Origin of the sequence: Clostridium sp. DFI.1.208 (genome assembly GCF_024463855.1) — a bacterium.
GTDB lineage: Bacteria > Bacillota_I > Bacilli_A > Erysipelotrichales > Erysipelotrichaceae > Clostridium_AQ.
Genome location: NZ_JANGCA010000327.1, coordinates 1 through 255 on the forward strand (window position 1 = coordinate 1; position 255 = coordinate 255).

Below are 255 nucleotides of genomic sequence, written 5' to 3' on the forward strand. Positions count from 1 at the left end.
AGATCTATCTGAAGCAGGATGAGAAGGATGGCGAGAAGATCTATGAGAGCGGTGCGATCCGTCCCGGCAACAAGATCGAAACGGCGCAGCTGGATGTGGCATTGAAGAAGGGCACCTATCCAGTGACTGCTTATTTTGAGGCCTATGATATGAAGACGAAGGAATTCGTCGGCAAGGCGGCAAGTACGCTGTCCATCACGATAAAGGAATAGAGGAAAGAGGACCTATGGAAGAACGAAAAAAGGACGAAGGAAA

General features: G+C 49.0%; 1 pseudogene. It reads left to right on the forward strand.

Annotated elements, in window-relative coordinates:
* A pseudogene (locus NE665_RS24870) lies at window positions 1-212 on the forward strand (hypothetical protein); the annotation flags it as partial.
* Window positions 213-255: the final 43 nt, after the last annotated feature.